The 18,044-nt window shown below is 39.9% G+C and carries 20 protein-coding genes; 19 read left to right on the top strand and 1 reads right to left on the bottom strand.

Annotated elements, in window-relative coordinates:
- The first annotated feature begins 33 nt into the window (after positions 1 to 33).
- Both FR7_RS15355 and FR7_RS15350 read left to right on the top strand, forming a co-directional pair.
- Positions 34 to 1,404: an FAD-dependent oxidoreductase gene (locus FR7_RS15355; RefSeq protein ID WP_007932163.1), complete on the top strand. Its 1,371-nt coding sequence runs from the start codon at positions 34 to 36 to the stop codon at positions 1,402 to 1,404.
- Positions 1,401 to 1,682, top strand: a complete 282-nt coding sequence (locus FR7_RS15350; protein ID WP_007932162.1) for a ferredoxin family protein — start codon at positions 1,401 to 1,403, stop codon at positions 1,680 to 1,682. Before FR7_RS15355 ends, FR7_RS15350 begins: the two co-directional genes overlap by 4 nt.
- A 79-nt stretch (positions 1,683 to 1,761) precedes the next feature.
- Here the strand turns inward: FR7_RS15350 and FR7_RS15345 are convergent, their stop codons facing one another.
- Positions 1,762 to 2,331 carry a xanthine phosphoribosyltransferase gene (locus FR7_RS15345; protein WP_007932159.1) on the bottom strand — a complete coding sequence of 190 codons (570 nt, stop codon included), beginning with the start codon at positions 2,329 to 2,331 and terminating at the stop codon, positions 1,762 to 1,764.
- Between the two features lie 451 nt (positions 2,332 to 2,782).
- Here FR7_RS15345 and hydE point away from each other — a divergent pair, with 451 nt between their 5' ends.
- The 17 genes from hydE (at position 2,783) to FR7_RS15260 (ending at position 18,041) form a co-directional block, all read left to right on the top strand.
- Positions 2,783 to 3,829: a [FeFe] hydrogenase H-cluster radical SAM maturase HydE gene (gene hydE, locus FR7_RS15340; RefSeq protein ID WP_007932158.1), complete on the top strand. Its 1,047-nt coding sequence runs from the start codon at positions 2,783 to 2,785 to the stop codon at positions 3,827 to 3,829.
- Between the two features lie 123 nt (positions 3,830 to 3,952).
- A complete protein-coding gene (motA, locus tag FR7_RS15335; protein ID WP_007932157.1) occupies positions 3,953 to 4,738 on the top strand; it encodes a flagellar motor stator protein MotA in 786 nt (261 codons plus the stop codon).
- On the top strand, positions 4,738 to 5,496 hold the full coding sequence (locus FR7_RS15330) for a flagellar motor protein MotB (RefSeq protein WP_007932156.1): 759 nt from the start codon (positions 4,738 to 4,740) through the stop codon (positions 5,494 to 5,496). Before motA ends, FR7_RS15330 begins: the two co-directional genes overlap by 1 nt.
- A gap of 139 nt (positions 5,497 to 5,635) precedes the next feature.
- A complete protein-coding gene (gene acpS / locus FR7_RS15325; RefSeq protein WP_007932150.1) occupies positions 5,636 to 6,013 on the top strand; it encodes a holo-ACP synthase in 378 nt (125 codons plus the stop codon).
- A 1-nt stretch (position 6,014) separates the two neighbouring features.
- Entirely contained in the window at positions 6,015 to 7,568 is a 1,554-nt protein-coding gene (locus tag FR7_RS15320; RefSeq protein ID WP_007932147.1) for a bifunctional ADP-dependent NAD(P)H-hydrate dehydratase/NAD(P)H-hydrate epimerase, read from the top strand.
- Positions 7,569 to 7,835: 267 nt separating this feature from the next.
- Positions 7,836 to 8,141, top strand: coding sequence for a CopG family ribbon-helix-helix protein (locus FR7_RS15315; protein WP_007932144.1), 306 nt, complete (start codon positions 7,836 to 7,838; stop codon positions 8,139 to 8,141).
- A gap of 3 nt (positions 8,142 to 8,144) precedes the next feature.
- Entirely contained in the window at positions 8,145 to 8,495 is a 351-nt protein-coding gene (locus FR7_RS15310) for a type II toxin-antitoxin system PemK/MazF family toxin (RefSeq protein WP_007932142.1), read from the top strand.
- Between the two features lie 145 nt (positions 8,496 to 8,640).
- The gene (locus FR7_RS15305) at positions 8,641 to 9,513 is read left to right on the top strand and encodes a ComEC/Rec2 family competence protein (RefSeq protein WP_007932140.1); all 873 of its coding nucleotides are present in this window, start codon (positions 8,641 to 8,643) and stop codon (positions 9,511 to 9,513) included.
- Positions 9,514 to 9,516: 3 nt separating this feature from the next.
- The gene (locus tag FR7_RS15300) at positions 9,517 to 9,744 is read left to right on the top strand and encodes a DUF3006 domain-containing protein (RefSeq protein ID WP_007932139.1); all 228 of its coding nucleotides are present in this window, start codon (positions 9,517 to 9,519) and stop codon (positions 9,742 to 9,744) included.
- A gap of 176 nt (positions 9,745 to 9,920) precedes the next feature.
- Positions 9,921 to 10,958, top strand: coding sequence for a LacI family DNA-binding transcriptional regulator (locus FR7_RS15295; protein ID WP_007932137.1), 1,038 nt, complete (start codon positions 9,921 to 9,923; stop codon positions 10,956 to 10,958).
- Positions 10,955 to 11,884, top strand: a complete 930-nt coding sequence (rbsK, locus tag FR7_RS15290) for a ribokinase (RefSeq protein ID WP_007932135.1) — start codon at positions 10,955 to 10,957, stop codon at positions 11,882 to 11,884. The genes FR7_RS15295 and rbsK overlap by 4 nt, the downstream gene beginning before the upstream one ends.
- Positions 11,881 to 12,276 (top strand): D-ribose pyranase, encoded by a 396-nt coding sequence (rbsD, locus tag FR7_RS15285; protein WP_007932133.1) that lies wholly within the window; start codon positions 11,881 to 11,883, stop codon positions 12,274 to 12,276. The genes rbsK and rbsD overlap by 4 nt, the downstream gene beginning before the upstream one ends.
- An 18-nt stretch (positions 12,277 to 12,294) precedes the next feature.
- Complete coding sequence (locus tag FR7_RS15280) at positions 12,295 to 13,806, top strand: sugar ABC transporter ATP-binding protein (RefSeq protein ID WP_007932131.1); 1,512 nt, start codon at positions 12,295 to 12,297, stop codon at positions 13,804 to 13,806.
- A complete protein-coding gene (locus FR7_RS15275; RefSeq protein WP_007932128.1) occupies positions 13,796 to 14,791 on the top strand; it encodes an ABC transporter permease in 996 nt (331 codons plus the stop codon). The genes FR7_RS15280 and FR7_RS15275 overlap by 11 nt, the downstream gene beginning before the upstream one ends.
- Before the next feature lie 293 nt (positions 14,792 to 15,084).
- Positions 15,085 to 16,041, top strand: coding sequence for a sugar ABC transporter substrate-binding protein (locus FR7_RS15270; protein WP_007932126.1), 957 nt, complete (start codon positions 15,085 to 15,087; stop codon positions 16,039 to 16,041).
- A gap of 264 nt (positions 16,042 to 16,305) precedes the next feature.
- Positions 16,306 to 17,460, top strand: coding sequence for an N-acetylmuramoyl-L-alanine amidase family protein (locus FR7_RS15265; protein WP_007932125.1), 1,155 nt, complete (start codon positions 16,306 to 16,308; stop codon positions 17,458 to 17,460).
- Positions 17,460 to 18,041, top strand: coding sequence for a GerMN domain-containing protein (locus tag FR7_RS15260; RefSeq protein WP_007932123.1), 582 nt, complete (start codon positions 17,460 to 17,462; stop codon positions 18,039 to 18,041). Before FR7_RS15265 ends, FR7_RS15260 begins: the two co-directional genes overlap by 1 nt.
- Positions 18,042 to 18,044: the final 3 nt, after the last annotated feature.

Genomic DNA, 18,044 nt, shown 5'->3' with positions numbered 1-18,044 from the left:
AAGGATGCGAGATACTATAGCAAGGGTGATTGCATGTTAAAACACTGGTATCAAGCTAAAAAAATAGTAGAAAGCGAAAAGAAAAGCAATATTGAGATTGATACTAGCAATGTGAAAAAATATGACGTTGTTGTAGTAGGGGCGGGGCCAGCAGGTGCTAGTGCTGCCTACTTCATGGCGAAACAAGGTCTTGATGTGCTGCTTCTCGAGCGTGGTCCATTTCCTGGTGCAAAAATTTGTGGTGGAACTTCTTTAATTGCTGAACATACTCACAAGCTGTTTCCAAATTTCTGGGATGAATGCCAATGTGAGCGCATTGTAATGCAGCAGGCATATTGGATTATGACAGAGGATTCTTTATTATCCACTTCTTTTCAAAGTTTGAAATTTACAGCTGCCCCCTATAACCGTTTTACAGTAAAACGCAGAGTTCTTTATCAATGGCTTGTGGATAAAGCCATATCCGCCGGTGTAACCTTTCAATGCAACTATAAGGTTTCAGAAGTGCTCTTTGATGGCAGCCAGGCAATCGGAGTACAAATATCACCACCGCAAAAAAAACAGTTTTTTGCAGATATTATTGTTTTAGCTGATGGTGCCAATTCTATGGTTGCTGAAAAATCAAACCTAATCCCTAGAGTCTCACCTCAAAATATATCTCTTTATGTGAAAGAAACCATTGTTTTACCTGCCAACGTCATTGAAGAACGATTTCAGCTAGCCTATGGTTATGGCAGTATAATTGGTTTACTAGGATATCCTACTGCTGGCTTTAATGGCACAAGTTCTATACATACATTTCAAGATAGCATTAATATTAATGTGGGAATGACGATTTCTGATTTTTCCATTTCCGGTATTCGTCCTTATGAGCTTTTAAGCCGTATCAAGAATCATCCGTTTATTCGGCCGCTTCTCGTGGGGGGGACAGTAGTAGAATACGGTGCATCCGTAATTCCCGAGGGCGGTTATTATGCCATTCCTGAAATTGTCCATCCTGGTTTAATGATCATTGGTGATGCAGCTTCCCTTGTGAACGGTACTCATGGTATCAATCTGGCAATGTGGTCAGGATTCTTTGCTGCCCAGGCGGCTTATGAGAGTAAAAAAAAGAGAGATTTCTCAGCAAAAAAACTATTTTTGTACCGTACATTGCTGGATGAGAGTTTTGTCATGCAGGATCTAAAAGCGAATGCAAAGATTGCCAAATTACAGCAGGATCTTCCGTATTTATTTGATTTATATAGTAAAATCGCAAATGAAACTGCATTTCAGGTTTCCAAAGTATATACGATGCCCAAAAAAGCAAAACGCATATTTATCTTTAAGAAAATAACCAGTATGCAGCCTTTGCTTAAAATGGCGAGTGACATTTGGAAGGTGATAAAGGTGGTTCGAGGATGAATCAATTCGATGAGCAGCTAGCAGTGATTCGTTTTCAGCCTGATGAAGAGTGGCAGCATGTGCTGATTCTAGATGATGCCATTTGCCAGAAATGCAGGGCAAAGCAATGCTTGACCTTTTGTCCGTCAGGTGTATTTAGAGAAAGTACAGAAGCCAAACAGCCTCTTATGGTTTTGTATAAACAATGTGTAGAATGTGGTGGATGCCGTTTAATTTGTGATAATATTGATTTCTCTTATCCGAAAGGCGGGTATGGGGTTACTTTTTTAGAAGGGTGAAGAGTAAAATAAGGTAGTCTATGAGTCTTGTATACAAGGCTCATAGACTACCTTATTTTAGTGAATATGCGATGAATCGTTATAAAAATAATACCTGGCCGTTGGAAAAAGAGGCGATGCGGGCTAAGGATTCCACTCGGTAGCCAGCATCCATTAATTTTTTGGCGCCAGGCTGGAAGGATTTCTCGATTACAATGCCGATTCCAACAACCCTTGCATTAGCTTGATGGACAATCTCAGCCAAACCGGCAGCAGCCTCTCCATTAGCTAGAAAGTCATCAATAATTAACACATGATCGTCTTCTTGCAGAAATTGCTTTGAAACAATAATGTCATTGCTCTCTTGTTTCGTAAAGGAATAAACTTTTGTATAATATACATCTTCATTGATCGTAACCGATTTTTTCTTTCTGGCAAAAACCACTGGTATCTTAAGCGCTAAACCTGCCATCACAGATACTGCAATTCCAGAGGATTCAATCGTCAATATTTTAGTAATTTGCTCTCCTTGGAAGCGGTGAGCAAACTCTTCACCTATTTTCAGCATAAGATCAGGATCAATTTGTTGGTTTAGGAAAGAGTCCACTTTGAGCAATGAATCATTTAGGACCAGTCCGTCAGATTGAATCCGTTTTTTTAATAATTCCATATAGCCTCCTAAATGCCGCTGTCCTTTGCGTCTTTTTACGTTATATTAATGTGTGCATTTATTCTAGCAGTCTAAAATATTATTGTCAATTAACATAAAGGCAAATCAAAGATTGCTTTACATTTTATTTCCCGGAAAATATAATGATTCTATCATTCTTGGTGGTCTAACAATCGATAGGCGATTTTTTTTAGGTATTACATAGGCAATAGATGCATATTTTCATTTTTTTTGTTGAATAAAAGCGTATTTTTATCGAATCTATATCTTTAGATAGAGGCATTTATTAGTAGAATATTCTATAGTTAGTAGTAATTGGTTCATACATCAGCAATTTATAAAAATTAAATAGCATTATGTCGAATGAATATCTACTATATTATAATGAAAAAGGGATTGCCAGGGGAAATGAAGAACTAAATGCTAACTTTACAGTAAGGAGGATAGAAGCGTGGCAAAAATAGTAGATATAATCAATAAGGCTGAGACCATCCATTCTTTAACGAAAGAAGAGATTGTGGATTTGCTGCGATGTGATGAATATGATCAACAATTGTTTCTAGCCGCTGATAGAGTGCGTAGCCAATATGTGGGAGATCAAGTGCACTTGCGTGGTTTAATCGAATTCTCAAACATATGTCAACAGAATTGCTTTTATTGTGGGTTAAGAAAAGAAAATACCAAGGTGAAGCGGTATAAATTGACCCCAGATACGATTATTGATCTTGCTAATAAGGCTAAAAGCTATAATTATAAGACGGTTGTACTGCAATCTGGTGAAAGTCAGTCTTATACTGTGGCTGATATGCAATACATCATTAAGAGTATAAAGGCTTTAGGATTAGCCATTACTCTAAGTCTCGGCGAAAAAAGCAGAGATGAATATCAAATCTATAAAGAAGCCGGCGCAGATCGATATTTACTTAGAATCGAAACAACGAATCCAAAGATCTATAAAGAATTGCATCCAGGCATGAGTTTTGAAAATCGATTACGATGTTTACGAGATTTAAAAGATCTTGGATATGAGCTGGGGACAGGCTGTTTAGTAGGACTTCCGAATCAAACAATGGAATGTTTAGCAGATGATATTTTGTTTTTCAAATCATTAGATGCTGATATGATCGGGTTAGGGCCTTTTATTCCCAACGCTGATACACCGCTGGCGCAAGAGAGAGGGGGTACTTTTAACACAAGTATAAAAGTGATGGCGATTACTAGGCTGTTATTGCCTGATGCTAATATTCCAGCTACTACAGCTATGGAAACATTAGATAAAAATGGACGTATTATTGCCCTTCAAAGTGGCGCCAATGTAGTGATGCCTAATGTTACCGAAGGTGAATATCGAAAAATGTATATGTTATATCCAGGTAAAATTTGTGTTAATGATACTCCAAAACACTGCGTAGGCTGTATTACGGGAAAAATTCAAGGAATTGGCAGACATATCTCTACCGAATTTGGCTTTCGGCCAAAGCAAAAAATTAACAAATAATTTGCAGGAATATGCAGAAAAAAAAAGAAATATGTAAGAGGCAGATTGTGGATTTATTTTTACAAGTATATATGCTAACTAGAAGTAACTATACTGATCGTTAGGTTTAGGGGGATCTGAATTGTGGAATTATCAACAATAATTGGTATTGGACTCGGATTTGTGGCTGTTGGCGTAGGGATGGTGCTTAAAGGTGCAAGTTTAGCAGTGTTAATAAATCCAGCGGCATTTTTAATTATTATTGCTGGTACGGCAGCTTGCTTATTGAATGCCTTTCCTATGGAAGTTCTTAAAAATTTTCCGACGCTTGTTAAAATGTTATTTAAACAACCTGAATTTATGTCAAAAAGTGACATGTTAAAGATGTTTGTGGAATTATCACAAACAGCTAGACGGGAAGGTATTCTAGCTTTGGAAAGTCGTGTGGAAGAAGTGCCGGATGTTTTTCTCAAAACTGGTTTGAGCATGGTAATTGATGGACTTGACCCAGATTTCGTGGGTGATGTGTTAGAAGCTGAGATTCAAGGAATGGAAGAACGTCATCGTGTCGGCGCGTTGATCTTTTCTCAGGCTGGTTCCTATGCTCCGACGCTGGGGGTACTTGGTGCAGTAGTTGGTTTGATTGCTGCATTAGGAAATCTCAATGACGTCGATGCTCTGGGACATTCTATTGCAGCTGCGTTTGTTGCTACCTTGCTTGGGATCTTTACAGGGTATGTAATCTGGAATCCGTTTGCAAATAAGTTAAAGATCATGTCAAAAAAAGAAGTTGATGTAAGAAAAATGATGGTTGAAGGAATACTGTCCTTGCAGGCAGGAGATTCTCCTACTGCGATTGAAGCCAAGCTGAAGGTGTTTATTTCCCAAACAGAAAGGGAGCAGATGAAGGCTAAAACGGAGGAAGCATAATGTCTAGAAGGAAGAAACATCATGAAGCTCATCATGAAGAACATATGGATGAATCTTGGCTCATTCCTTATGCTGATATATTAACTTTACTGCTGGCATTATTTATCGTATTGTTTGCCACAGCGCAAGTCGATCAAAAGAAATTTGATAATATGGCCTATGCTTTTAATACTGCTTTTAGTGGAAGTCCTTCGATTTTCGATAATAATCGAGCAATTACTCCTGAATTAAATACTGCAATACCTGACCAGCAGGCCGTTGAAGGTACTATGGGGCAGGAACAGCTGCAAGAGACTGTGCAGCTTTCGGAATTAAAAAGACAGATTGACCATTATATTCAAGAGAATAAATTGACTGGTGATTTAAATACAATACTTACGGAAGATGGGCTAATGATTCGTATTAAAGACTCTGCTTTATTTACATCAGGACGTGCGGATTTACGTCCCGAATCTTTGCGTGTTGGTGAGGAAATAGCTAAGGTATTGCTTCCGTTGAGTCAGAAGATTGTTATTTCAGGACATACAGATAGTATACCGATCAATACTTCTGAATTTCCTTCAAATTGGGAGCTTAGCTCCAAACGAGCGATTAACTTTATGAAATTTATCCTATCTAGTGAAAAAAGTTTACAGCCTGAGCGCTTTAGTGCTATTGGATATGGGCAATATCGTCCCCTTGAGGCAAATGATACAATTGATGGGCGAGCGAAAAATCGACGAGTTGAAGTACTTATCATGAGAAACTTTAGGAAATGAATATAGAAAAGAAAGACTTAGCCTAGGCTAAGTCTTTCTTTTCTATATTCATTTCTTGTATTTTGCCCGTATCTATTGGCAAAATACAGTTAATGCTGGTACAATGAATGATAGTAAAAGGTAATATGGAGTGAAATCTGTGATTATTGGTACTGGAATTGACATTATTGAAATCAATCGTATAAAAGATGCTATTACGCGCCAATCTTTTATAGACAAAGTATTCACCCTGCAGGAACAGCAATACTGTGAAAGTCGGGGTATGCAAAAAGCGTCTTCTTATGCAGCACGATTTGCTGGTAAGGAAGCAGTCATGAAAGCCTTTGGAACAGGAATGGCAGGTGGAAGACTTAAGGATATTGAAATTATTCTTGATGATAAAGGTTGCCCGCATGTAAATTTAAGCGGACAATTTGGCGCTTTAGCTAAAAGTATGGGGGTTAGTATGACATATATATCATTGACACATGCGCGAGAATATGCGGCTGCCCAGGTCATTTTATGGGGAGGAAAATAATATGAAAGTAATAACCGTTGCTGAAATGAAAGATATAGAAAGGGCAGCAATCGAAGAATATGGTATTCCTGGTATTGTTCTCATGGAGAATGCCGGCGTAGAAGTAGCTGGGCAAATTGAGAGTATACTAGGAAATTTACATAATAAAAAGATTTCTGTATTTGCTGGTACTGGAAATAATGGCGGTGATGGTTATGTAGTTGCTAGGCATCTTCATAACCAAGGGGCGAAAGTCAAAGTTTTTTTAATTGGCAGCAAAACGGCTGTAGTTGGTGATGCATTAACGAATTTACAAATCATTACCAATATGGGAATTGATATTTTAGAAGTAATCAATCAGCACGACTGGGATAAAGTAAAAATTGCTATGACCTTTACGGACTGTCTGGTAGATGCGCTGCTAGGGACAGGCTTTACTGGTAAACTTAGGGAGCACATGGTCCAGGTTGTAGAATGTATGAATAAAATGAATAAGGTTATTATTGCCGTAGATGTACCAACAGGTGTTGACGGCGATACAGGCCAGATTCAGAGTGTAGCGGTAAAAGCAAATTATACCATTACGTTTGCTCTGCCAAAGCAAGGACTTTTGTTATATCCGGGTGCTCTTTATGTTGGTGAACTGTACGTGGCTGATATTGGTGTTCCTAGATTATTGGTACAAAATATTGCAATTCAGCAGAATCTTATTACCAGCGGCGATGTGACAAACATGCTTGGCAAAAGACAGCCTGATGCCCATAAAGGAAGTTGTGGCAAAGTATTGATAGTGGCAGGTTCCAGAGGATTAACAGGTGCTGCTGCCCTGTCGGCAAGTGCTGCTATGCGCTCTGGTGCAGGCACAGTAAATTTAGGTATTGCTGAAAGCTTGCATGATATCATGGAAATGAAAGTAACAGAAGTCATGACCAGTCCGTTAGCTGAGGTGAGTCCAGGTGTTTTAGGAGAAGAGTCTTTTCCTGAACTTCAAAGACTTTCCCTGCATAGTGATGTAGTGGTAATTGGTCCTGGACTAGGGCGTCATGAAGAAACCATGTCACTTGTGCGCCGTGTGATTACGACAGTTGAAAGGCCTTTAATAATTGATGCAGATGCCTTAAATGCACTGATTGACCATACCTCTTTATTAACCGAGGCTAAGTCTGTACCGATACTAACGCCGCACCCTGGAGAGATGGCGCGGCTTGTCGGCTTAACTGCCGAAGAGGTCAATCAAGATCGCATATATATTGCCCGTCAGGCGGCAATTGAGTGGGGAAGTATTATTATTTTAAAAGGAGCACGTACAATAGTCGCATTTCCAGATGGTGAAGTATATATTAATAGTAGTGGTAATGCTGGTATGGCAACTGGCGGTGCTGGTGATGTGCTAACTGGAATCATTGCAGGATTTGTGGGCCAAGGCTTGTCAAGTCACGAAGCAGCATTGGCTAGTGTGTATATTCACGGTTTAGCTGGAGATATTGTCGCCAGAAATGGAATGATTGGTATGATCGCAAGTGATATCATTAAGGCATTGCCAGCAGCAATATTTGGTATTCAAGAAAATGATTAGGCATAAATTTCTCTTGTTTCATGCATACTTATGATAGTGGAGTTATTCAATGACAAGTCGCTCAAGACTCCCATTTTCGATAAACAGCAGGTAGAGCGGCTAATTTCGGTGGATAAGTGTGACTATGATCAGATGGAGTTAATACTCCAATTGAGTCAAGTCTTTGGTTATTTAAATATGTTGCGCAGCCGGTCATCATTCGCCAGATGATAAAATCGTGTATAAAAAAATTGACATTTGTATATAAAGAAACTATAATCTATCTATATGAATGTTGTGTTAACTGGCGGGGGTGAAGGCGTGGCAGAATTGAGGCGTATTATGATTAGTATCCCGAATAGCTTGCTTCAAGAAGTAGATGGTATTATTGCAATTGAAAAATTAAGCCGTAGTCAATTTGTGCGTGATGCCATGCGACTGTGTATTGAAGAGCGTAGACGTAAGGAAATATATGATAAAATGCGTAAGGGATATCAGGAGATGGCTGGGATTAATCTGACATTAGCAGAGGAAGGCTTGCTAGCTGATGCAGATCTATTTGAAATGCCTACCCTACTGGCGGAGCGTGAATAAAAGATGGTCGTAAAACGTGGAGATATTTATTATGCCAATTTAAGTCCGGTAGTGGGTTCGGAACAAGGAGGGCATCGTCCCGTTTTGGTCATCCAAAATGATGTTGGTAATAAATATAGTCCGACCATTATCGTAGTAGCCATTACTTCGCAGATTTCGAAGGCTAAGCTGCCGACTCATGTGGAAATCAACTCAAAACAATCGAATTTGGAAAAAGATTCTGTGATTCTATTAGAACAACTGCGCACCATTGATAAGCGTCGTTTAAAAGAAAAGGTTTCTCATTTGAGTGAAGATATCATGTCTATGGTTGATGAATCAATTAAAGTAAGTTTAGGGTTGGTTGAGGTATAATTTTTTTGTATCATATAAGGATACGGTTCTTTTAACATTTCGGCATGCAGCTAAGGCTTGGTGTAAACCAAGTCTTTTTAGTTATGAGAGATAGGCGTTCTTATGTCTGCAAGGAAGGAGCGGTACTATTTTAGGAGGTAAAATGATGGGACGTAAATGGTTTGGGGTGCTCCTGGTAACCCTTGCTATGCTGGTAGCAGCAGGATGTGTTAAAGACAGAGTTGCAAATGTCAGTCAAGGACAGACAACTTCTCCTCTGACTGTAAAGGTGTTAGATATTGGGCAAGGAGATGCTATTTTAATTCGGACAGCAGGACAAACTGTACTGGTTGATACGGGAGATACTGGTACGAAAGAAAAATTAGCAGCGTACATAAAAAAGGAAGGAATTACAACCATTGATAAGGTGATTATTACGCATCCTCATGCGGATCATTTGGGCGGGATGTCGGCTATTTTAGATAATTTTAAAGTAAATCAAATTTATGACAGCGGGCAAACAACGACAACGGTATTGTATCGTAAATATTTATCTTTAGTGCAAAGCAGGAAGATACCTTTTTCAGTTCTAACTGCCGGCACAGAAATTGCTATTACAAATGATGTAAAACTAAAAATTTTAGCACCAGAAAAACCATTTATAAAAGACTCAGAGTTAAATAATAACTCTATCGTAGCAAAATTGGTGTATCATGATTTTTCCATGTTGCTAACAGGCGATGCAGAAAAGGAATCAGAAGAACGTATGTGGAAAAAGTATAAAAAAGAACTGAAAAGTACGATTTTAAAAGCTGGACATCATGGCAGCAATACATCTTCATCCCTTTCCTTCTTAAAAGCCGTAAATCCTGAGGCTGCCATTATTTCAGTAGGTGCGAATAATGAGTATCATCATCCTCATCCTTCTACATTAAAGAAATATGGTGAGGCTAAAATGAAAATATATCGTACGGATTTAGATGGTACGGTGACAATCAACAGCGATGGTACAACCTATACCATAACAAAGGAGAGGTAACAAATGAAGGTCTTAGCTGTAATCGATCGCTTTGAAGGGAAAAAAGCAGTATTGATGTTAGGTGATGAGGAAGTTCAAGTCGTATGGCCCCGCCAGAGTTTGCCAAGTGAAGCTCAAGAAGGGGATTTCATAACCATGGAGCTGCAGATAGATGGTGAGGCAACAATAGCAGCTAAGGCAGAAGCAGAACGATTATTAAAAGAAATACTGGAAAGAAATCAGGAAGGTTAAAAGCTTTCCTGATTTTTTTGCATCTGTCATTGCTTCACTATGTTCGCCAGTTAGGAATTGAAAAAATACATAAATCGAAATTTTCAATTAATTTATAGAAATAAGCAGGAGTTTTACTGTATCAGATAGAAAGACTGAAGTAAACGTTTACAAGGATAACTGGTTAGGAGTTTATGATGGCATATGATAAAGAAAACATTAGAAATGTAACAATTAAAGATGTCGCGAAAAGGGCCGAAGTTTCCATTGCAACAGTGTCGCGAATCTTGAATGGAAAAGACCGAGTTTCACCATTGTTAGCAGAGCGTGTTTTGCTAGCAGCCAAAGAATTGCAATATCAGCCAAATGATGTGGCAAGAGCGTTAAAGATAAAAGAATCTCGTAGTATTGGTCTTATTATTCCGGATATCGAAAATCCTTTTTTTCCTGCGTTGGTTAGGGGGGTTCAGGATGCGGCTAAAATACATAATTATGCTGTTATCTTGTGTAATACCGATGGAAAAACAGACGAAGAGAAAAAATACATTCAGTTTTTGTATAGTAAACGTGTGGATGGTATAGCATTTACTGAAAGTGTTGACAACAAAAAAAATATTGCGTTGTTAGATTCATTAGGCATTCCTGTTGTTTTGCTGGATCGGAGAGTAGAGGGAATGAAGGCCAGTGGTGTTAGTACGGATAATCGTTTAGGGGCCTTTATGGCTACCAAGCATTTAATTGAGAAAGGTAAGCGGCGGATTGCCTTTATTAGCGGATCTCCAAAACTTTCTTCAGGAGCTGATCGGGCAAGTGGTTATCAGGATGCCCTTCTTCACTATAGCATTCAGTATGACAAAAAGTTGGCGTTTATTGGTGCCTTTACCTATGAGAGCGGTTATGCTGCAGCGGAGAATCTGTTATTGAGCCGCCACCAATTCGATGCTATTTTTGCATCGAATGATATCATGGCCATCGGTGCAATTGAATGTTTGAACAAGTATGGCATCCGGGTACCAGAGGATGTAGCCGTTGTTGGTTTTGATGATATACGATTGGCGACATGGTATAAACCGTTATTAACTACGATTCGGCAGCCTGTATATGAGATGGGACAATATGCGATAAAGCTTTTGGTAGAGCATATTACAGGTGAACGAAGCAGTTCGTATGAAAAGATATTTGTACCTGAACTGATGATTCGTCAATCTTCAGGTGGTTTGGAGGAATCAAAATGAGCACATTGACAAAACCAATACTGGTTGTGGGCAGCCTAAATATGGATTTAGTGGTAACCGTTGCGGAGCTGCCCCAAAAGGGTGAAACTATTTTCGGGAAAACGTTTACAACCTTTCCTGGCGGCAAGGGCGGGAACCAAGCGGTGACTGCGGCTAAATTGGGATCGAAGGTAACAATGGTAGGAGCTGTCGGACGGGATGAATTTGGTGAAAGGTTACGGTGCAGTCTTTCACAAAGCGGAGTAGCTACTTCCTATATAGCTTCAGCTGAAACTTCTACTGGTACAGCATTAATTACAGTGGATCAAAGGGGAGCCAATTCCATCGTGGTAGTGCCGGGAGCTAATTACGCATGCTGCCAGCAAGACATAGATTCAGCATTGGAAGCGGCAGAAGTGCCTGGAATTCTTCTTGTACAGAATGAAATACCAGAAACAATCGTGGAATATACAATTAAGGCTGCCAGGGGGAAAGGATGGACTACCATTTTGAATCCTGCACCAGCCCGTTTGATTTCAGAGGAACTCTTATCCACGATCGATATTCTGATTCCCAATGAGACCGAAGCATCAGTGCTTACGGGCGGAAAAGCTGGCGCAGAAGATGAAGCGGCACAAATACTGTTAGACAGGGGCGCAGCAGCCGTCATTATTACGTTAGGGAATAAAGGGGCCTTATGCTGTACCGTAGAACAGAAGCAGCAGATACTCCCCTATAAGGTAGACGCAGTAGATACGACTGCTGCTGGAGATGCCTATGTCGGCGCATTAGCTACTGCCTTAGCAGAGGGGAAAACAGTACTGGAAAGTGCAAAATTTGCAGCAGCTGTAGCGGCTATAGCAGTGACGAAGGCCGGAGCCCAGCCATCATTGCCTTGGCGAGATGAAGTGGACGCGTTTATTCGTAAACAGGGGGGACAGCAGTGAAGAAAATTGGAGTATTAAATCAAGGGATCAGCGAAGTGATTGCTGGTATGGGACACGGAGATCAGTTAGTTATTGGAGACTGTGGATTGCCAATACCGCAAGGAATACGGCGGATTGATATCGCCTTGACTCCTGGTATCCCAGGATTTTTAGAAACGCTCTGTGTAGTATTGCAAGAACTAGAAGTAGAGAGTGCGGTGATAGCCAATGAGATGGAAGCTGTCAGCCCTAAGATGTATGAGGGGGTGAAGGCACTGTTAGGGGCTGTGCCTATTCATCGATGCAGTCACGAGGAGTTTAAGAAAAAGAATCAGAAAGCAGTTGCTGTGATTCGCACTGGTGAGTGTACCCCTTACGCCAACATTATACTGCATTCAGGTGTCAACTTTTAACTGGGGGTGATTTACGGTATGGACCATGAAGTTATTTTACGTATGCAGAATATCAATAAGGCTTTTCCTGGAGTGCAGGCTTTGAATGATATTAACTTTGAACTCCGTAAAGGAGAAGTTCATTGCTTATTAGGAGAAAATGGAGCAGGTAAATCGACCTTGATTAAAATTATGAGCGGCGCCCATCAAAAAGACAGCGGTACAGTTCTATTGCACGGTAAAGAAGTAGACATTAAAGATGCTCACATTTCTCGTGATCTTGGCATTAGCACGATTTATCAGGAAATGAGTTTAATCCCGGGAATGAGTGTGGCAGAAAACATTTTTTTGGGAGAAGAAATTGTTAAATCTCCCTTCTATATAGTTGATAAAGAAAAAATGGAAAAGCAGGCAGAAGAAATCTTTCGTGAAATGAATATCGACATCAATCCCAAAAGACTGGTTAAGGAAATGAGTACAGCCCAGCAGCAAATGGTAGAAATTGCCCGGTCATTAGTGAAAAAACGTCAAATTATCATCATGGATGAGCCAACTTCCTCGATTAGTGACAAGGATACCCATGAATTGTTTCGGATCATTCGCAAGCTAAAAAGCCAAGGTGTGGCGATTATTTACATTTCTCATCGACTGCAGGAACTTAGTGAAATTGTAGATCGCATCACTGTCATGCGAGATGGTCAGGATATAGGAACTGTCAATATGAAAGATGTGACAATTGATCAATTGATTGCGATGATGGTGGGACGGACATTAGAAAAAATGGATAAACCAGTCAGGGATCATATTGGTGAGGTCTTGCTGGAAGTGAAAAATATTAGCTGGGGTAATGTTGTACAAAACGCCAGCTTTATTTTAAGAAAGGGTGAAATTTTGGGATTCGCGGGTTTGGTTGGTGCTGGCAGGAGTGAGCTGATGAGACTGCTCTTTGGTGCAGAAAAAATGGATGGGGGCAAAATATTGCTTCAGGGAGTCCAGGTGGAAATTCCTTCTCCAATGGAGGCGATTGCTTATGGTATTGGCTATCTCAGTGAAGATCGGAAGAGAGATGGGTTAGTACTTAGCATGGGGATTGATCAAAATATTACCATGGCAAATTTGCCCAGAGTGTGCAATGGCTTTTTCCTTAGTCGCAAGAAAGAACAATTGGAGGCTAAGAATAGCGTACAAGCTTTAAATGTAGCTACCGATTCTATTCATAAATTGGTGAAGTTTTTAAGCGGGGGAAATCAGCAAAAGGTGATCATCGGAAAGTGGCTTTTGACAGATTGTCAAATATTAATTTTTGATGAGCCGACCCGGGGGATCGATGTAGGAGCAAGGGCTGAAATTTATAAATTGATAAATGGGTTAGCTCAGTTGGGCAAAAGCATTATTATGGTGTCCTCGGATTTACCTGAAATTATTAGAGTCAGTAATCGGGTTATCGTAATGAATCAGGGAAGAATTGCTGGTGAATTTGAAAATGATGGTACGATTACCCAGGAAGGAATTATGCCATTGATGTTAGGGGGCGTTGGAAATGTTTCATAAGATTGCAGATCGATTCGGAATCGGAATTGCAATTGTCGCATTGTTTATATTTTTGTCAGTCAGCAGTCCTCATTTCCTGGATATTGCCAATCTACTCAACATTTTGCTGCAAGTTTCGATTTCAACGATTATTGCCGTCGGCATGACTTTTGTTATCCTCACCTCTGGCATTGATTTATCCGTAGGACCGCTGACGGCATTTTCCAGTGTCATAATCGGCTTAACGTTACATTTAGATATTGGTATTGGTATACCGATACTGAGTGGAATTTTAGTTGGTGGTTTACTAGGCTTTATGAATGGAATATTGATTGCCAAACTTAAAATTCCAGCATTCATTGCAACCCTGGGTATGATGAGTGTGGCAAGAGGAGCCGCCTTATTTATTACAAACGGGCAGACAATACATATGTTTCCTAGTGAATTTCGTTTCATAAGTGCTGGAAATCTGATGAGTATTCCGATTCCCGTCATTTATGCTCTTGTTATTGTAGTGATTGCGATCTTTATTTTAAATTATACTAAATTTGGCCGTCACATTTACGCTATTGGAGGAAATAAAGAAGCTGCTCGTTTATCGGGAATTAATGTGAAGTATGTAGAAACATGGGCCTATATCATTTGCGGCATAGCATGCGGTATTGGTGCTGTCATTTTGACTGGTCGTTTGAATGCTGCACAGCCTATTGCAGGAATCGGCTATGAACTGGATGCCATCGCTGCCGTTATCATTGGCGGTACCAGTTTAAATGGCGGTGAGGGATCTATTGGCGGTACACTTATGGGAGCGGTTCTGATTGGGATGCTGCGCAATGGCTTAAATCTTCTGAATGTTTCGCCTTTTCTGCAGCAAATTGTGATTGGTGCCGTTATTGTTAGTGCTGTGTTTTTTGATCAGTATAGAAGAGCAAAAAAAGACAGCAGTGCAGCCAAGGGACTGAATCGACCAAGCCAAGCAATGGGGACCGCAAAGCCATATCAATGACAACGTATAAGATAATTTGTGTAGACCTTGTTGGTAAACAATCTTATTGCATTTCTTTTGTAAGGTTGTTATATACACCAAAGGCCAAGACTAGAATGATGCTTGGCGTCATTTTAGCCTAGTCGAGTTTGAATCATCAGACTAAGGCACGCTCAGCCTTTCTTGTGAAGGTGAAAGTATTTAGCCAATTTGTTTTGAGGATTCAAAAAAGGATCGTAAGCGGCAAAAGAGTCCTTTGCTGCTTACAAGAACAGGTAGCACAGCGAGTTTAAAAAGAGGGGGAGAATCAACTTATGTACAAAAAAACATTAGCGATTCTGGTGGGAGTAGGCCTAATGGCATCTTTAGTAACTGGATGCGGCAGTTCCGGCGGCGATAAACCTGCTGCGAAGACGGACAAGAAAGAGTTAAAAATTGGCTTTGTTATGAAGACATTAAGTAATCCGTTTTTTATCAGTATGGAGAAAGGCGCTCAAAAGGCTGGGAAAGAATTAGGTGTGAAATTGGAAGTTCAGGTAGGTCAAGAAGAAACTTCAATTGAACAGCAAATTGCCATTGTAGAAAATATGATTGTGACAAAAGTGGATGCAATATGTATTGCTCCAGGCGGTTCGAAAGAAATCGTACCTGTTTTGAAAAAGGCGCAGGATGCAGGAATTCCAATTATTAATATTGATAATCGTATTGATGGGGATGCAGCGAAAGCGGCTGGACTTAAACCCATTCCGTATGTTGGTGCCAGTAATATTGATGGGGGTTATCTTGCAGGTAAATATTTGGCTGAGCAGCTGAAAGGGAAAGGGAAAGTGGCCATCATAGAAGGTATTCAGGGAGTCGATAATGCAGAGGGAAGAAAGAATGGAGCTAAAAAAGCATTTGCTGAGTACAAAGATATCCAAATCGTCGCTTCTCAATCTGCAAATTGGAAGACTGAAGAAGGTCTCAATGTAATGACAAACATTCTGCAGGCGAATCCAGATCTTAATGGGGTATTTTGTGCTAATGATATGATGGCTTTCGGTGCCATTCAAGCCATTGATGGCGTTGGTAAATCCGGGAAAATAATAGTAACAGCGTATGATGCTTTAGACCAAGCGAAAGTATACATTAAAGAAGGAAAAATGGCATCAACTGTGGATCAAAAACCTGATGATCAAGGTTACTATGGTGTAAAATATGCCGTTGACTTGATCAATAAGAAAGAGGTGCCTATGGAGTATATGGTTAAATTGGAAAATATCACGAAATAAAAATAGAATATGCCTGTGTCACAAAGAGGGCTGTAGCTGTGGTTTATTGCAGCTGCGGCCCTCTTTAAAATCAGCAAAGTAGATTTTTTTGTTTTTTTTATCCTTATACCCGAAAGTCCTGCAGGATTTTTGTTAGTAGGCACGAATTGTAAAACAATATATCATACTGTGCATTTTTTTGAAACATTATGTATGATATATGTATTGAGAGTGATTTGCCTATAAAAATAATAAACTTGTGGTGACAAACGGAGGTGTTATAAATTGCGTCGATTTCGTTCTGCTTTCTTAAGTCTGCTATTCTTGATGCTATTTTTGGTGCCTCAGGTTGGTATGGCGGCGTTAAATGATAATAAACCAGGGGCTAAACCAGCGGCAGCTATAACTTCACTGAAAGCAACAGCGCTATCGCAGACAAAACTTTCTGGTAACAATCAGTTAATCAATGTTCGGTGGCTAGTACATAAAGATGCTGTGGAAGGGACCAGTAAATTACGCTTAGTAATTGATACCAAGGATGCCGTGAGAGTCAGCAGCAAGCTGGATGGGACAAAAGGCTCTCAGTTAGTCATTGATATTAATGGTGCAGCAGTGGGAAATGTTAATAATTTAGTAGATTTAGATGGCAAAATTGCGGACAAGGTTCGATTTATTAAAAAAGATAATACCAACAGTCAAGTTATAGTGGACTTATCTACTATGATTGAGGATAGTGACTACAAAGTATTTACTTTGAAAAGTGACGCAATTAATAATAAGACCTTTCGTGTGGTAATTGATGTGAATCAAGTCGTACCTAAGGTTGAGTATAACTTTACTGCTGGTTTAAGGAATAAAGTGATTGCTATTGACCCTGGGCATGGTGGCAGTGATCCAGGCGCCATTGGTCCCAACAAATTGCAGGAGAAGACTGTGACTTTGGCAGTAGCACAAAAGGTACAGGCTTTACTAGAAAAGGCAGGCGCTAAAGTATTAATGACCAGAAAGACAGATGTAGATGTCTTTGGACCTAATGCTAGCGCCGTTGATGAATTAAATGCTAGAACGTTGGGGGCAAATAACAATAAGGCAGACGTATTTGTCAGCCTGCATATTAATGCCTTCACCAGTCCCAGCGTAGGCGGTACAGCTACTTATTATTATCAGAAGAGTAATTACGATATCTTGTTGGCAAATTGTATTCAAGACAACTTGGTTAAAACCGGGGGACTGCAAGATCGTGGAATTAATGCCGCAGGATTTTATGTAATTAAAAAAACCAAAATGCCTTCTGTCTTGGCTGAGTTAGGTTTTATTTCTAATCCTGATGAAGAAAAATTGTTGAGTACTCCACAATTCCAGCAGAAAATGGCGCAAGGGATTGTGCAGGGATTAGATGACTTTTTTGCTCAAGCCGCTAAAAAGGGAGGTGGCTTATAGTGTTTGGTAAAAGAATCGCTTTAGTAAGCATGTTGCTCATGCTGTCCATAATGCTGGGGGGCTGCGATACTGCCGCTCCTCAGTCGCCGACAGTGCCGAATGCGCAAAATGAAAATTCCCAAACAGGAACAGAGTCTGGCAAAACAGTGAAGCCAGGGCAAGATACGATGACTATGACAGTATATTTTGCAACAAAAGATGCGGCGAATTTAATCAGTGAGAAATATGTGGTTCCCAAGAATAGTCATCCGGCGCAAACTGCCATGGAGTTATTGATAGCAGGAACCAAGAACCCTGATTTAGTCGCTGTATTTCCGGCAGGAACCAAGTTGCGGAATATTTCGGTTAAGGATCATATTGCCTATGTTGATTTTAATGATAGTTTAATAAAGAACAATAAGGGTGGCTCAGCCTTAGAAATATTGCTGGTAGGTGCCATTGTCAATACATTAACCGAGTTTCATGATATACAAAAAGTGCAAATTCTGGTAGAGGGCAAAAAGATTGATACGATATCAGGTCATATGGATATCGGAGAACCTTTAAGCCGATCTGAGAAAATAATTAAAAAAAGTAAATAATAC

The organism is Pelosinus fermentans DSM 17108, from assembly GCF_000271485.2.
Lineage (GTDB): Bacteria > Bacillota > Negativicutes > DSM-13327 > DSM-13327 > Pelosinus > Pelosinus fermentans.
Note: the sequence above shows the minus strand (reverse complement) of the source record. Positions and strands in the feature narration are given on the sequence as shown.